The sequence below is a fragment of the Streptomyces sp. NPDC045701 genome (assembly GCF_056432045.1).
In genome coordinates, this window is record NZ_JBWKJV010000005.1 from 105,721 (window position 1) to 120,496 (window position 14,776).

A 14,776-nucleotide genomic window follows, 5' to 3' on the forward strand; every position below is an offset into this window, starting at 1 on the left:
GGCCCGCCCCGGGACGGGCCGGGGTCCCCGCCCGGAACCGGCGCGGGGCCCGCCCAGGACCGGCGCGGGGCCCGCCCAGGACCGGCACGGGGGCCCGCTCAGCAGACCTTTCCGGCCCCGGCCCGCGCGCCCACGACGGCCGGCACCGCCCGCGGGTCGTCGACCCGCGTCCGCAGCGTGGGCGTCCACCCGGCGCCGGAGCGGAGGGGGTTGTCCGGGTTCAGCGCGTTGTGGGCGGCGATCAGGTCGGCCGCGCGGCCGTTGACCCGGTTGCCCACGGCGGTGAGCGGCGCCTCCTTCCACTTCTTCAAAATCTTCCCGGCGGCTGTCCCCTCCGGCAGGGTGAAGGCGTTCTTCTCCGCGTACAGCCGCGATTCCATCCCCACGCCGAAGCTGTACGCGTACGCGGGCACCTGGTCCCTCCTCACCACGTAGTGGTTGTTGTACGCGTCGACCTGGCCGAAGCGGACGCGCGGCGCGCGCTCGACGACGCCGGTGAAGAGGTTGTGGTGCAGGGTGACCTTCAGCTTCCCGGCGTCGGTCGCCGCCGCGCCGTCGCTGTTGCCGATCATCAGCGTCTTGTCGTGGTCCGCGAAGACGTTCCAGGACGCGGTGACGTGGTTCGCGCCGCGCACGATGTCCAGCTCGCCGTCGTGCTGCTGGTAGATCTCGCCGAAGTACCGGGGAAGCGAACTGTCCGGGTACCGCCCGTCCGTGAACGTGTTGTGGTCGATCCACACGTGCGTGGAGCCGTGCACGACCATCGCGTCGTACTCCGAGTTCCACGCGCCCGTGGCCCCGTCCGTGGGGTCCCACTGCGGGAAGCAGTCGAGCGGGCTCTCCACGGTCAGGTTGCGGACGATGACGTCGTCCACGTTCTGGATCTGCAGGCTGCCGCCCGTGATCCGGGCGTCCCTGCCGACACCGACGATGGTCGTGCGGGCGGGGACGTACGCCTTGACGGCCCGCCCCTGCGCCTGGGCGGAGGCGGCGCGCAGGTCCTCCTGGGGGCCGCTGACCGGGGTCTCGTACCCCCAGACGGCGGGGTCGTAGTCGGCGAGGTACCGGTCGAAGTCGTAACCGTCGGCCTCGAACGCCGCGCAGCCGCCCTCGGTGGCGTCGAGCGTGCCCACCACCCGGATGATCCGCGGGGCGCCGTCGCCCGGCGCGAGCGCGGCCTTGAACTCGGCCCAGGTCCTGACCGTGTGGGTGTGCGCGGCGTCGGCGGCGGCGCCGCCCCTCGTGCCGGCCCCCTCCGAGGCCCAGCCGTCGCCCGCCGCGAGGGTCTGACGCCCCGGGTCGGCCGCCGCGTGGGCGGGGGTGAGGGACAGCACGAGGGCGGTGCAACCGGCGAGCGTGACGCCCATGATGCGGGTACGCATGTCCGAGACTCCTTGTGTGTGGTTCACGGCCAGGTGATCCATGCGGCGGGGACGGGCTCCTCCAGCCGCCGTACGTCGCGGGCGGCCAGCACGCCGTGCGCGCGCAGCCCGGCCGCCACCAGCCGCGCCACCTCGATGGCGCCGCGCGGCCGGAAGTGGGTGTTGTCCTGCCTGCCGTCCGGATAGTTGGGCGACTCGCCGGGAGCGAGCCAGTTGAAGTACTCCTTCGACGGTTCGGGCCCGAGCCTGCGCCACTCGGCGAGCGACGCGGCCTGTACGTCGACGAGCGGCACGCCCCGCTCGGCGGCGAGGGCCCGCATGGCCGCCGGGTACTCCCCGTGCGTCGGCACGGCGTCGCCCCCGGCGTCGAACCTCCGCCGCTCCACCGGGGTGAGCAGCACGGGCCGCGCCCCCCGCGCCCGCGCCCCCGCCACGTACCGGAGCAGGTGCTCGCGGTACGTCGTCCACGGCTCGGTGTACCGGGCGGGGTCGCCGGCCTTCTGGTCGTTGTGCCCGAACTGGACGAGGAGGAGGTCGCCGGGGCGGATGCCGGCGAGGACGGTGTCGAGGCGGCCCTCGTCGATGAAGCTCTTCGAACTGCGGCCGTTCATGGCGTGGTTGGCCACGGTGAGGTGCGGGGTGAGGAAGATGGGCAGGGCCATGCCCCACCCGGTCTCGGGCGCGGCGTCCGGGTGCTTCCGCGCGGCGGTGGAGTCACCGGCGATCCACACCGTGGCGCTGCGCGGCCGGGCCCCGGCGACCCCGGCGCCGGCGGGCACCAGCGGGAGGGCGGCGGCGAGGGCGGCCACGGTCCGTCTGCGGCTGAGGGACATGGGTGCGAGACCTCTCGTACGGGGGAAGGGGAAGCCGGCCCGCGACGGCGTCCGGCCGGCGCGGGCCGGGCGGACCCGCCCGAGCGGGGCCCGCCCGGCCTCTGGGCGGCCGCGGGTCAGGACGTGTTCCGCTCGTTCCACTCGGCCTGCGCCTCGTTGAGCTGCTCGGCGAGCGTGTCCAGGAACTGCTTCTCCGTCATCACGCCCAGCAGCACCTTCTGGAAGTTCGGCTCGTTGTCGGCCTTGCTGATCTTGTTCCAGTCGGGGAGGTAGTAGGGCAGCTCCACGATCTTGGTGGAGCCGTCCGTGAGCGCCGTGGCGCCCAGCTTGGTGGCCTCGGCCTCGTTCATCCACGGGTCGCCCGCGGCTTCGGTGTTCGACGGGATGGCCCCCGCCGACTCGTTCCACTTGCTGTTGGACTCGTGCGAGACGGCGAACTCGATGAACTTCCAGGCCGCGGCCTTGTTCTTGCTGCTCTTGAACAGCCCGAGCCCGTCGACCGGGTTGGAGACCTGCACTCGCGTGCCGTTCGGGCCCAGCGGGTTCGGGATGCCCGCGAACTTGTCCTTGCCGAGGGCCTTCACGTGGTCGGTGTACGAGCCGAGGTTGTGGCTCAGCATCCCGATGGAGCCGGTGTCGAACTGGGCGACCATCTTCTTGAAGTCGTTGTTGACGTCCGCCTCGGGCGTGGCCGTCTTGAACAGCCCCGTGTACTTCTCCAGCGCCGCCACGTTCTTCGGGTCGTTGACCGTGGTCCTCGTCCGGTCGGCGTTCCAGAAGGACGTGATGCCGGACTGCCCGTACATGGCGTCCAGCGCCTGGGCGATGGAGCCCGCGCCGCCCCGGATGGTGTACCCGAACCGGTTCTTGCCGGCGTCGGTGAGCTTTGTGGCCGCCGTGTAGAACTTCGCCCAGGTGGTCGGCGCCTCCAGGCCCGCCGCCTTGAACAGGTCGGTGCGGTAGTACAGCGTGCCGTTGCTGGCGGAGGTGGGCACCGAGTACATCTCGTCGCCCCGGCCCCCGGCGGACTTGACCGAGGCGACCATGGTCGGGACGAGCTTGCCCTTGAGCGGCGATGTGTCGATCCGGTCGCCGACCGGCTCCAAGGCGTTCTGCGCGACGATGTTGGCGAGGTACGCGGCACCGACGCCGCCGACGTCGGGCAGGCCGCCGCCCGCGATGGCGGTGTCGTACTTGGACTGCACGTCCTCGCTGGGGATGGGGACGTAGGTGACCTCGATGCCGGGGTTCTTGGCCTCGAAGTCCTTGATGATCTCCTGCCAGACGGCGGTGCGCACACCACCGTTGTTGTCCCAGAAGGTGATGGTTCCCTTGCCGGAACCCTCCTCGCCCGCGGCGGCGGTGCCGTCGTCGCCGCACGCGGTGGCGGTCAGGGCCAGCGCCGCGGCCAGGGACACGGCCGTCGCGGCGGTACGACGGCGTCTGTGGGTCTGGGGGTGGGTCATGTCACTCTCTTCTCAGCTCGTGCGGGTGCGGGAGGTGTGCGGGGCCCAGCCGTCCGGACCCGCGAGGTAGTCGGCGACCTCGTGGCGGGCGGCGTCGGTGTCGGACATCTGCGGGCGGTCGGGGGTGACGGCGGCGCCCGGTCCGTAGGTGCGGTACTCGCTGAAGCGGGCGTCCCGCCACGAGAAGCCGCTCATGTCGGTCCACGGCGAGGACTTGATGGCCGCGGGCAGTTCGGTCTCCCGGATCAGCACCTGGCCGACCGCGTCCGGGTTGCCGCCGGGGTGCCAGGGCCGGCCGAGGTGGAAGGAGCCGGCCGGGGCGTCGCTGACGATCCGGGAGCGGGTGATCAGGAAGCCGTACGGGTTGTCCTTCCAGGTGCTGGCGGCGGTGACGTACCCGTTGTTGGTGGCGGAGCCGCGGCTGAGCGCCCGGATCAGCGACCGGTCGATGACGGTGGTGGCCCGGCCGTAGACGAAGTCGACGTCGCCCTCGATGTACGAGTCGCGGATGTAGACCCGGCTGATGGCGTCCAGCCTGGGGCTGTCGGTCATCAGGGTGTCCTGGTTGCCCTTGAAGGCGGTGTTCTCGAAGACGATCCGGTCACCGGTGGTCTTCATCGCCAGGGCCTGCTCGGCGTTCAGCTCGACCGCCGCCTCGTCGAAGTCGTTGACGAAGGTGAGGTTGCGGGCGGTGACGTCGGAGGCGGCGATCAGGACGGTCGCGCTGCCGGAGGAGCCGCCGTGGGCGTTCGGCGTGTCGTACACGATCACGGTGTCGGCGCGGTCCCGGCCCGTGCCCCGGAAGGTGATCCGCGGCTTGTCGGCGGGGACGCGGACCTTCTCCCGGTACGTGCCGGGGGCGATCCGGACGGTGACGCGCCCGTCGTTGCCGGCCGGGACGGCGTCCACGGCGGCCTGGACGGTGGGGTAGGCGGCGGGCACGTCGAGCACGGTGTCGGTGCCCAGGTTCCCCTGCGGCCCGGAGAAGCGTTTCACCAGCGCGGGTACGGCGGCGGCCGGGTCGAGCCGGTAGGCGTAGAAGGAGCGCGGGTCGAAGGCGGCGCCCCACTCGTCGTGGCGGCCGGTGGTGCCCTTCAGGACGGAGCCGCGCTCCACCAGTTCGGCCGTGGCGTCGGCCTGGTACGGGTGCTGGACGTCCTCGTAGTAGCTGTTCTCGATGACCATGCGGGTGCGGCCGCGCGCCCAGTTCCCGTAGGACCAGACCGGGTCACCGTCGGCGACCTGGGCGGAGAGGTAGTTGTTGTAGAGGTGGGCGTAGGCGCAGTTGTCGGCGGACGGGTTGCGCTGCTTGGTGCCGCTGAACCAGTTGTGGTCGATGGTGATCTGCGTGGTGACGTTGTCCGTCCAGCCGATGCCGAACGCCTTGTTGTGGTTGTCGAAGCGGTTGTAGGAGACGGTGACGTACTGGCTGTCCTTGCGGACGTCGAGCAGCCCGTCCCCCATGTGCGTGAAGCGGTTGTGGTCGATCCAGACGTGGTGGACGGAGTCCATCTGGATGCCGTCGAAGTCGGTGGTCTTGCCCTCCCAGTCGCCCTCGACGTAGGAGTCGCGCAGGGTGAGGTTGCGGATGATGACGTTGTGCGTGCCGGGCTTGAGCTGGAGCTCGCCGTGCACGATCTCGCCGGTGGTGCCGGCGCCGACGATCGTCTTGTCGGAGGCGACGGTGACCGACGACCCGAAGGGCTCGACGTCGATCGCGCCGGCGACCCGGATGACGTAGGGCTCGGCGGCGCCCGCGTACCGGGCGAGGTCGGCCTGGGTGCGGACGGTGACGACCTTGCCGCCCCGGCCGCCGGTGGTTCCGCCGGCGAGGGAGGCGAAGCCGTGGGGCTCGTCGGCCCACCGGTCCGCCACCGGGGGGCGGGGTGCGGGCGGCGCGGCCCCGGCGGGGGACACCGTGCCGAGCGCGAGGACGGCGACGAGGGCGGTCACGGTGGCCGACATCCTGGTCGGCAAGCGCTTGCTACGTAGTCGCATGGCGGCTCCGATCGACGAAGGGACGTACAGGAAGGTCAGGTGACGCGGAACTCGGTGAACGTGGCCGTCCCGGCGCTCCCCGGTCCCGGGGGAGCCACCGCGAACAGCCCGAGCAGGGCACCCACCCAGCGCCAGGGCGTGGCGGCGAAGACCGGCCCCGACGGCCGCCACCCGTCGCCCGTGTCGGCGTGGAACCGGCAGCGGGCGCCCGCCGACACCTCGACGCGCAGCCGGACCGGCCCGCCCCCGGCGCCCGGCGCCACGCGCGCGTGCCCCCCGTCCGGCACCACGCGCGCGTGCGCCGCGTCCCGCTCGTGCTCGGCGACCGCCTCGGCGAACCGGTGGACCAGCATCACCCGGCCGTCCGCGCCCCGCTCCAGCCCGATCCACGAGAAGGCGTCGCCCAGGACGGCGAGCCCCGCGCGGGCACCGGCCTCGGTGGACTCCAGTTCCAGGGCCACCTCCGCGGTGAACGTCTCGGCGGGCAGGCGCTGGGTGAGCACGTTCGGCAGTCGGCGCGGGTCGCCGGCGTCGGCGCTCCGCACGCAGGCCAGCCGCAGCCCGTCACCGCCGTGCTCGACGGTCCACCCCGCGCACGGGTTGGCCGTCCACTGCCACTGCCGCCCGTACCGCCCGCCCGGGAACGCGTCGTCGGTCGCGGGCGCCTCCACGGGCTGCGGCGGGGCGGCCGGCTTGCGGTGGACGAGCACGGGCTCGCCCCGGTCGCCGAGCACGGGCCAGCCGTCCGCGTCCCACGCCATCGGCTGGAGGTGGACGACCCTGCCGTACGCGCCGCGCGCCTGGAAGTGCAGGAACCAGTCCTCGCCCGCCCGCGTGCGCACCCAGCCGCCCTGGTGCGGGCCGTTGACGCCGGTGGAACCCTGCGCGAGGACGATCCTCTCCTCGTACGGGCCGAAGAAGTCGCGTGACCGGAAGGCGCCCTGCCAGCCGGTGTCCACTCCCCCGGCCGGGGCGAGGATCCAGAACCAGCCGCCGTGCCGGTAGAGCTTGGGTCCCTCCAGAGTGAACCAGCCGGGGATGCGGTCCCCGTCGACGATCACCCTGCCGTCGTCGAGGAGGGTGCGGCCGTCCCGGCTCATCCGGTGGCCGGTGAGCCGGTTCTTCACGCCGGACCGGGACTTGGCCCAGGCGTGCACGAGGTAGGCCTCGCCGGTCTCGTCGTCCCACAGCGGGCAGGCGTCGATCAGTCCCCGGCCCGCCTTGAGCAGGTGCGGCTCGCTCCACGGGCCGCGCACGTGCTCGGCGTTGATCTGGTGGATCCCGTGGTCGGGGTCGCCCCAGAAGATCCAGAAGCGGCCGTCGGCATACCGCAGGGACGGCGCCCACACGCCCCGGTCGTGGCGGGGCGCGGCGAACTCGGCGGCGGGTTCGAGCCGGTCCAGGGCGTGGCCGATGAGCGACCAGTTGACCAGGTCGCGGGAGTGCAGCAGGGGCAGGCCGGGGGCGCGGCCGAAGCTGGACGCGGTGAGGTAGAAGTCCTCGCCCACGGCGATCACGTCCGGGTCGGACCAGTCGGCGTTCAGGACCGGGTTGCGGTAGGTGCCGTCGCCGAGGTCGGCGGTCCACACGGGTGTCATGACAGGGCCCTCCGTACGAGGGCGGTGGCTTCGCCCCGGTCCGGGGCGCCGTCGGCGACGACCGTCACCACCCGGCGGACCACGGTCGCCCCGGCCGGCACCGTGAGGCGCTCCCGCCAGGCGAGGGAGGAACCGACGCCGGGGTACTCCTCGGTCCGTACGAACCACGGGTCACGGCGGGTGGCGTCGGTGGCGCCGGCGAAGACGAGCGTCCAGGTGGTGCCCCGGAGGGCCAGCCAGTCGGCGGTCCGGCCGTGGACGGCCTCCTCCCCGTCGGCGTCCGGGGTGAAGACGGCGGGCGCGGTGGCCTCCTTGGGGGCGCGCCAGAAGAACCCGCCGTAGCCGGCGCCGGGGCGGCCGTTGGTGGCCGGGGAGCCGATGGTGAGGTCCGCGGGGCCGGGGTTGGTGAGTGAGAAGGTGAAGTCCAGCGCCCAGGCGGTGGTGGTCAGTCCGGCGGCGGAGACGGTACGGCGTTCGCGCAGCAGCTCGCGGCCGGCGGCGCGCCAGGTCAGGTCCTCGACGAAACCGTCCGGGTCGCGCAGCTTCCAGTCGTCGTGGTGCTGGACGCCGTGGTTGTCCAGGGCGGTGGGTCCCCGGTCGCGTACGAAGGTGCGGCCGCCCCAGAAGTTGTGGCCGGCGACGTCGGGGACGGCGACGGAGACGCCCAGGTGGTGGCGGTGGTCCTCGGGCCGTTCCTCGGTGACGGGGGTGCCCCCGGGGGTGGTGACGGGGTGGAGGTAGGGGCGGGGCGAGAGGCCGGTGGCGAGGTCGGGCCGGTGGAGGTAGCGGGCGACGGGGCGTCCCGCGCAGTGCAGGAGGACGGTCATGGGGAGATCTCCAGTCCGGGGAGGCCGGGTTCGGGCCGGTCGAGCTCGGAGAAGAGGGAGAGGGTGTCGGCGCTCGCCCGGACGAGCCGGTCGACACCCTTGACGACCCGGCGGTTCCCGTCGGCGTACCAGGTCCCCTCGGGGAGCCGGCGCGGCTCGGGGGCGGTGCGCACGGCGTCGACGAGCCGCATGAAGGCGCCGGTGCGCTCCGGCGGTACGAGCAGGCCGGCGCCGTCGCGTACGTGGGCGACCAGGTTCTCCAGCAGGTCGGTGCGGCCGTGGAGGGTCTCCACGGGGCCGTGTCCGGCGCGCTGGACCAGGACGCGGTCCTGCTTGTACCAGAGGGTGATGCGGCCGTGGCTGCCGTGGACGACGACGTACGGCTCGCCGGGCCGCTCGGCGCAGAGGGTCACGGCGACGGTGACGTGCGTGCCGCGTGCGGTGGTGACGCGGGCGCAGGAGGTGTCGTCCGCCTCGATGTCGTTGGCACGGGCGAGTTCGAGTTCGATGGTGGTGACGTCCTCGGCGCGCGGGCTGCCGTCGAGGGCGAGGGCGGTGGCCACGGCATGGGCGAGCGGGTTGGTGAGGACGCCGTCGACGACGTCCGTGCCGTCGTCCAGCCGGCGTTTCCCGGCCCATGGGGAGCGCCGGAAGTACGCCTCGTCACGGGCCCACGCGCCGGCGGCCCCGATGCCGGTGACGTCGCCGATGGTGCCGGCGGCGACGAGGTCGGCGATGGCGGGCAGGGCGTGGGAGCCGAGGGACTGGAACCCGATCTGGCAGGCGGTGCCGGCCTCCCGTACGCCGTCCGCCATGCGCCGGAACTCCGCCCAGGAGGGGGCGGGCGGTTTCTCCAGCAGGATGTGCGTTCCGCGCCGGGCGGCGGTGAGCGCGAGCGTGGTGTGGGTGTCGATGGGGGTGCAGATGACGGCGATGCCCGCGCCGGTGGTGTCGAGGAGGGCGGCGAAGTCGGAGGACTGCGTCACGCCGTCGAAGCCGTCGAGTGCGGCGGCGTCGAGCGGCTCCAGCTCGCAGACGCCCGCCAGCCGTACCGCGCCGCGCCGCTGGAGACGCCGGATGTTGTCCAGGTGCCATCGGCCGTGGCCGCGGGCGCCCGCGAGGACGAGGGGGATGGGGTTCATGGGTCAGCCCTTCACCGCTCCGGCGCTGAAGCCGGTGATGAGCCACTTCTGGATGAACGCGAAGACGATCACCACCGGGACGGCGGCGATGACACCGCCCGCCGCCAAGGCGCCCAGGTCGACGCTGTCCGATCCGATGAGGGTGTTGAGGCCGACGGGGATGGTCTGCCGGTCCTGCCGGCTGAGGAACATCAGGGCGAACAGGAAGTGGTTCCAGCTGTGAACGAAGGCGAAGGAGCCGACCGCGATGAGTCCGGGCCGCAGCAGGGGCAGGACGACCGCGAGGAAGGCGCGGAGGCGGGAGCAGCCGTCCACCCAGGCGGCCTCTTCCAGGGAGACCGGCACGTTCTTGATGAATCCGCTGATCAGGATGATCGACAGGGGCAGCTGGAAGACGGTCTCGGCGATGATGACGCTGCCCAGCGAGTTGATCATCCGCAGTTCGCGGAAGATCTCGAACAGCGGGACCAGCATCAGCGCGCCCGGGATGAACTGAGAGCACAGCAGCGCCAGCATGAAGCCGTTCTTGATCCGGAAGTCGAACCGGGCCAGCGCGTACCCGCCGGTCAGGGCGATGAGCGTGGTGGTCACCAGCGTGGCGAGTCCGACGAGCATGCTGTTCTGGAAGAAGACGCCGAAGCTGCGCTCGTTCCAGACCTTGTCGAAGTGTTCGAAGGTGAGCGGCCACGGCACGAGCGAGGTCGACCCGGCGGGCCGCAGCGCGAACAGCAGCATCCAGTAGAACGGCACCAGCGTGAAGAGCAGGTACAACCCGAGCGGGACGTAGATCTGCCAGCGCGGTACGTCGTCGAAGGCGCGTTCCCGCTTGGGCGTGCGCGGCCGGGAGGGGGGCAGCGGTCCCCGTGGCGCGGGCACGCGGGCGTCGGTGCCCTTTTCCGCGAGTTGGGCGGTCATGTGCGGTCGCCTCCGAACTTGCTCAGGCGCAGATAGAGGATCGAGCAGAAGAGGAGGATCACGAACGCGACGGTGGTGAGCGCGGAGGCGTAACCGAAGTCGTGGCCCTCGATACCGGTGTTGGCGATCATCAGCGGCAGGGTCGTGGTGACCCCGGCGGGGCCGCCGCCGGTGAGGGTGTAGAGCAGGTCGACGTTGTTGAACTCCCAGACGCCGCGCAGCAGCGTGGACAGGATGATCGCGTCCTTGAGGTGCGGCAGGGTGATGTGGAAGAACTGCCGCAGCCGGCCGGCTCCGTCGACGGACGCCGCCTCGTACAGGTCCCTCGGGATGGACTGGAGGTCGGCGAGGATGAGGATGGCGAAGAAGGGGACGCCGCGCCACAGTTCGGCCACGACGGCCGCCCAGAAGACGGTGCCGGTGTCGGAGAGCACGGAGGTGCCGTACGCCCCGATGCCGAGGTCGGCGAGGTAGCGGCTCATGCCCGTTGAGGGGTTGTAGAGCAGCATCCAGATGGTGGTGGTCAGGACGCCGGAGACGGCCCACGGCGAGAAGACCAGGGCGCGGGCGACGGCCCGGCCGACGAACGTCTGGTTCACCAGCAGCGCCAGCATCAGCCCGAGGGCGAGTTGCAGGCCGACCTGGACGACGACCCACTTGGCGCTGAAGCCGAGCGTGGGCCAGAAGAGCGGGTCCTCGGTGAAGACGCGGGTGAAGTTGTCGAGGCCCGCGAAGCCGTTCTTCCAGGGCTTGGTGACGTTGTAGTTCTGAAGGCTGTAGTAGAAGACGCTCAGTACCGGGTAGGCGATGAAGCCCAGCATCAGCAGACCGGCGGGGGCGATCAGCAGATACGGCAGGCGGCGTGGTTCCGCTCCGGTCCCCGTGCGGCGCCGGCCGGACCGGGGGTGTTTCGCCACGGCTGCGGCTTGGGCCATGACATGTCTCCGTTCGTCATTGCGTGGGGTGAAGCGCTTGCCGGATCATGTTCGGCATGCCGGACAAGAGGATCCGGGCAGAGGATCCGGTCCAGGGGGCGGTTCAGCCCGCGTAGGGGTCCGGGACCTCGCCGGCCCTGGCGAGGAACGCGAAGTCGCAGCCGGTGTCGGCCTGGGTGATGTGCTCGTTGTAGAGCGCGCCGTAGCCGCGCCCGTACCGGGCGGGTGGCGGGGTCCACTCGGCCCGGCGCCGTCCGAGTTCCTCCTCGGTCACGTGCAGGTGGAGCGTGCGCGCCTCGACGTCGAGGGTGATGAGGTCGCCGGTGCGGACGAGGGCGAGGGGCCCGCCGACGTACGACTCGGGCGCGACGTGCAGGACGCAGGCGCCGTAACTGGTGCCGCTCATCCGGGCGTCGGAGATCCGCACCATGTCCCGCACGCCCTGCTTGAGCAGGTGGTCGGGGATGGGCAGCATCCCGTACTCCGGCATGCCCGGGCCGCCCTTGGGCCCGGAGTCGCGCAGCACCAGCACGTGGTCGGCGGTGATGCCGAGGGCCGGGTCGTTGATGGTGCGCTGCATGGTCCGGTAGTCGTCGAAGACGACGGCCGGGCCGGTGTGCTTGAGCAGGTGCGGTTCGGCGGCGATGTGCTTGATGACGGCGCCGTCGGGGCACAGGTTGCCGCGCAGCACGGCGACACCGCCCTCGTCGGCGAGGGCCCGGTCGCGCGGGCGGATGACGTCGTCGTCGTGCACCAGCGCGCCGTCGAGCTGTTCGCGCAAGCTGGCGTGGGCGACGGTCGGCCGGTCCAGGTGCAGCAGGTCGGTGATGCGGGAGAGGAACCCGGGCAGCCCGCCGGCGAAGTGGAAGTCCTCCATGAGGTGCCGGCCGCCGGGCCGGAGGTTGGCGAGCACGGGCACGGTCCTGGCGATCCGGTCGAAGTCGTCGAGCGTGAGCGTGACGCCGGAGCGGCCCGCCATGGCGATCAGGTGGATCACGGCGTTGGTGGAGCCGCCGAGCCCGAGCACGGTCGTCACGGCGTCCTCGTACGCCTCGCGGGTCAGGATGTCCGACGGCTTGAGGTCCTGGCGTACGAGGTCGACGATCCGCATCCCCGAGGCGGCGGCCATCCGGTCGTGGCCGGAGTCGACGGCCGGGATGGAGGAGGCGCCCGGCATGGTGACGCCCAGCGCCTCGGCGGCGGCCGTCAGTGTGGAGGCGGTGCCCATGGTCATGCAGTGGCCGGGCGAGCGGGCGAGGCCGTTCTCCAGTTCGGCCATCTCGCAGTCGCCGATGAGGCCGGCCCGCTTGTCGTCCCAGTACTTCCACATGTCGGTGCCGGAGCCGAGGACCTCGCCCCGCCAGTGTCCCGGCAGCATCGGCCCGGCCGGGACGAAGACGGCCGGCAGGTCGGCCGAGGCGGCGCCCATCAGCAGGGCGGGTGTCGACTTGTCGCAGCCGCCCATCAGCACGGCGCCGTCGACCGGGTAGGAGCGCAGCAGCTCCTCGGTCTCCATGGCGAGGAGGTTGCGGTAGAGCATGGGCGTGGGCTTCTGGAAGGTCTCGGAGAGCGTGGAGACCGGGAATTCGAGTGGGAAGCCGCCGGCCTGCCACACGCCCCGCTTGACGGCCTGGGCGCGGTCGCGGAGGTGGACGTGGCAGGGGTTGATGTCGGACCAGGTGTTGAGGACCGCGATGACCGGCTTGCCCAGGTGCTCCTCGGGGAGATAGCCGAGCTGGCGGGTGCGGGCGCGGTGGGAGAACGAACGCAGGCCGTCCGTGCCGTACCACTGGTGGCTGCGGAGTCCCCCGGGCGTACGGGGCGTCATATGGACCAGCCCCCGATCAACGAGGCGACCCGGTCGCGGTCCGGTCCGGGGAGCAGGCGGCTGGGCGGGCGCACGTCGCGGCGGCACAGGCCGAGGGCCGCCAGGGCCTCCTTGACGACGGTGACGTTGTCGGCGGACTGGTCGGCGGCGCGCAGGTCCTCGAAGGGGCGGATCTGCTCCCACACCTTCGCGGCGGCCTGCTGGTCCCCGGCCCGCAGCGCCTCCAGCATGGCGAGGGAGACCGCCGGGGCGACGTTGACCAGCCCGGAGGTGAACCCGGTGGCCCCCATGGCCCAGTAGGCGGGCGCGTACAGCTCGGCGAGGCCGGCGATCCACACGAACCGGTCGAGGCCGGCGTCGCGGGCGACGGCGCCGAAGCGGGCGGCGTCGGGCACGGCGTACTTGACGCCGATCACGTTGGGGCACAGCTCGCCGAGCCGGCCGATGGTGGCGCCGTCGAGGAGCGGGTTGCGGACGTACGGCACGACGCCCAGGCCGGGGACGGCGTCGGCGATGGCGCGGTGGTACTCGATCCAGCCGTCGCGGGAGACGTAGGGGTGCACGGGCTGGTGGACCATGATCATGCCGGCGCCGAGGTCGCGGGCGTGCCGGGCGGCGGCCGTCGCGGTCGGCAGGTCGTGTCCGACTCCGACGAGGACGGCGGCGCGGTCACCGGTCTCCTCGACGGTCAGCTCGGTGACGAGGGTCCGCTCCTCGGGGGTGAGGGCGTAGAACTCACCGGTGTTGCCGTTCGGGGTGACGGCCCGTACGCCGCCGTCGAGCAGCCTGCGCAGCAGGGCGCGGTAGGTGTCGCGTGCGACGCCGCCCGCGGCGTCGAACGGTGTCACGGGGATCGCGACGACGTCGGCGAGTGCCGACCTCAGCGCTGCGTGGTCCATGCGGCTGTCCTGTTCAGTGGTCACTGGGCGTCCTCCGGGAAGGCCCGCTGGACGAAGGAGGCGATGTGGTCGTGCAGGGCGCGGGCGGCGCCGTCGGCGTCCCCGGCCTCCGCGAGGTGGAGGATCCGCCGGTGCTCGTCGGCCTCGCGGTGCCAGGACGGCTGGGCGCTCCAGGCGACGGTCGACACCAGGGCGGCCTGGTCGCGCACCTCGTCGAGCATCCGGGCCAGCAGCGGGTTGCCGCAGGGCAGGTAGAGGGCGCGGTGGAACTCGCGGTTGGCGAGGGAGCGTTCGGCCTGGTCGGCCGCGGTGTCGGCGGTGGCCAGCGCCTGCCCGGCGGCGTGGAGGGACGCGCGGCGGGTGATGGTCCGGCGCAGCGCCTCGGGTTCGAGGAGCAGGCGCACGTCGTACACCTCGCGCGCCATGGCGGCGTCCACGGTGCGGACGGTGGCGCCCTTGTACTGGCTCATGACGACGAGTCCGGTGCCCGCGAGGGTCTTGAGGGCTTCCCGTACCGGGGTCTTCGACACTCCGTACAGCGCCGCCAGCTCGGTCTCCACCAGGGCTTTGCCGGGGGGCAGTTGTCCGGTGAGGATCGCGTGCTTGATCGCCTCCAGGACGTACTGGGTGCGGGAGGGGATGGGGCTCGGGGCGGCGGCGAAGGCCATACGGGCGGCTGCTCTCATATCTCGCGTATCGCGTCTCATATATGACGTACGAAGTACGACGCGATGAAGTTAGGGCGGTGGCGGGTGTTCGTCAACGCTTATGACGAAACACGTGCGTGGGGATTTCGGGGGGCGGTACCGGGGAAGACGCCCGGTCCGGCCGGGGGGCCTGGCTCCGCACGCCGGCGGCATGGCGAACGGATCGACGGTACGGGTCCTGAGGGACCGCCACGCGCGGCTGTATCCGACCGGGGTGGTGGTGTCCGGCTTCGGCACGGCCGACAG

At 72.3% G+C, this 14,776-nt stretch carries 12 protein-coding genes; all 12 read right to left on the reverse strand.

What is annotated here, in order from left to right; all coding sequences use genetic code 11:
* Positions 1-98: 98 nt before the first annotated feature.
* Positions 99-1,382 (reverse strand): pectate lyase family protein, encoded by a 1,284-nt coding sequence (locus tag AC07DW_RS08265; protein WP_478856824.1) that lies wholly within the window; start codon positions 1,380-1,382, stop codon positions 99-101.
* Positions 1,383-1,405: 23 nt separating this feature from the next.
* A complete protein-coding gene (locus AC07DW_RS08270) occupies positions 1,406-2,215 on the reverse strand; it encodes a rhamnogalacturonan acetylesterase (RefSeq protein ID WP_478856825.1) in 810 nt (269 codons plus the stop codon).
* A gap of 116 nt (positions 2,216-2,331) precedes the next feature.
* Positions 2,332-3,681: an ABC transporter substrate-binding protein gene (locus AC07DW_RS08275; protein WP_478856826.1), complete on the reverse strand. Its 1,350-nt coding sequence runs from the start codon at positions 3,679-3,681 to the stop codon at positions 2,332-2,334.
* A 12-nt stretch (positions 3,682-3,693) separates the two neighbouring features.
* Positions 3,694-5,679, reverse strand: coding sequence for a pectinesterase family protein (locus AC07DW_RS08280; RefSeq protein WP_478856827.1), 1,986 nt, complete (start codon positions 5,677-5,679; stop codon positions 3,694-3,696).
* Positions 5,680-5,714: 35 nt separating this feature from the next.
* Positions 5,715-7,277 (reverse strand): glycoside hydrolase family 43 protein, encoded by a 1,563-nt coding sequence (locus AC07DW_RS08285; RefSeq protein WP_478856828.1) that lies wholly within the window; start codon positions 7,275-7,277, stop codon positions 5,715-5,717.
* The gene (locus AC07DW_RS08290; protein WP_478856829.1) at positions 7,274-8,104 is read right to left on the reverse strand and encodes a DUF6807 domain-containing protein; all 831 of its coding nucleotides are present in this window, start codon (positions 8,102-8,104) and stop codon (positions 7,274-7,276) included. Before AC07DW_RS08290 ends, AC07DW_RS08285 begins: the two co-directional genes overlap by 4 nt.
* Positions 8,101-9,246 (reverse strand): Gfo/Idh/MocA family protein, encoded by a 1,146-nt coding sequence (locus tag AC07DW_RS08295; RefSeq protein ID WP_478856830.1) that lies wholly within the window; start codon positions 9,244-9,246, stop codon positions 8,101-8,103. Before AC07DW_RS08295 ends, AC07DW_RS08290 begins: the two co-directional genes overlap by 4 nt.
* Before the next feature lie 3 nt (positions 9,247-9,249).
* Positions 9,250-10,161 carry a carbohydrate ABC transporter permease gene (locus AC07DW_RS08300; RefSeq protein ID WP_478856831.1) on the reverse strand — a complete coding sequence of 304 codons (912 nt, stop codon included), beginning with the start codon at positions 10,159-10,161 and terminating at the stop codon, positions 9,250-9,252.
* Positions 10,158-11,096, reverse strand: coding sequence for a carbohydrate ABC transporter permease (locus AC07DW_RS08305; protein WP_478856832.1), 939 nt, complete (start codon positions 11,094-11,096; stop codon positions 10,158-10,160). Before AC07DW_RS08305 ends, AC07DW_RS08300 begins: the two co-directional genes overlap by 4 nt.
* Positions 11,097-11,199: 103 nt before the next feature.
* A complete protein-coding gene (gene araD / locus AC07DW_RS08310; RefSeq protein ID WP_478856833.1) occupies positions 11,200-12,924 on the reverse strand; it encodes an L-arabinonate dehydratase in 1,725 nt (574 codons plus the stop codon).
* Complete coding sequence (locus AC07DW_RS08315) at positions 12,921-13,823, reverse strand: dihydrodipicolinate synthase family protein (RefSeq protein WP_478857014.1); 903 nt, start codon at positions 13,821-13,823, stop codon at positions 12,921-12,923. The genes araD and AC07DW_RS08315 overlap by 4 nt, the downstream gene beginning before the upstream one ends.
* 20 nt (positions 13,824-13,843) lie before the next feature.
* A complete protein-coding gene (locus AC07DW_RS08320; RefSeq protein WP_478856834.1) occupies positions 13,844-14,509 on the reverse strand; it encodes a GntR family transcriptional regulator in 666 nt (221 codons plus the stop codon).
* Positions 14,510-14,776: the final 267 nt, after the last annotated feature.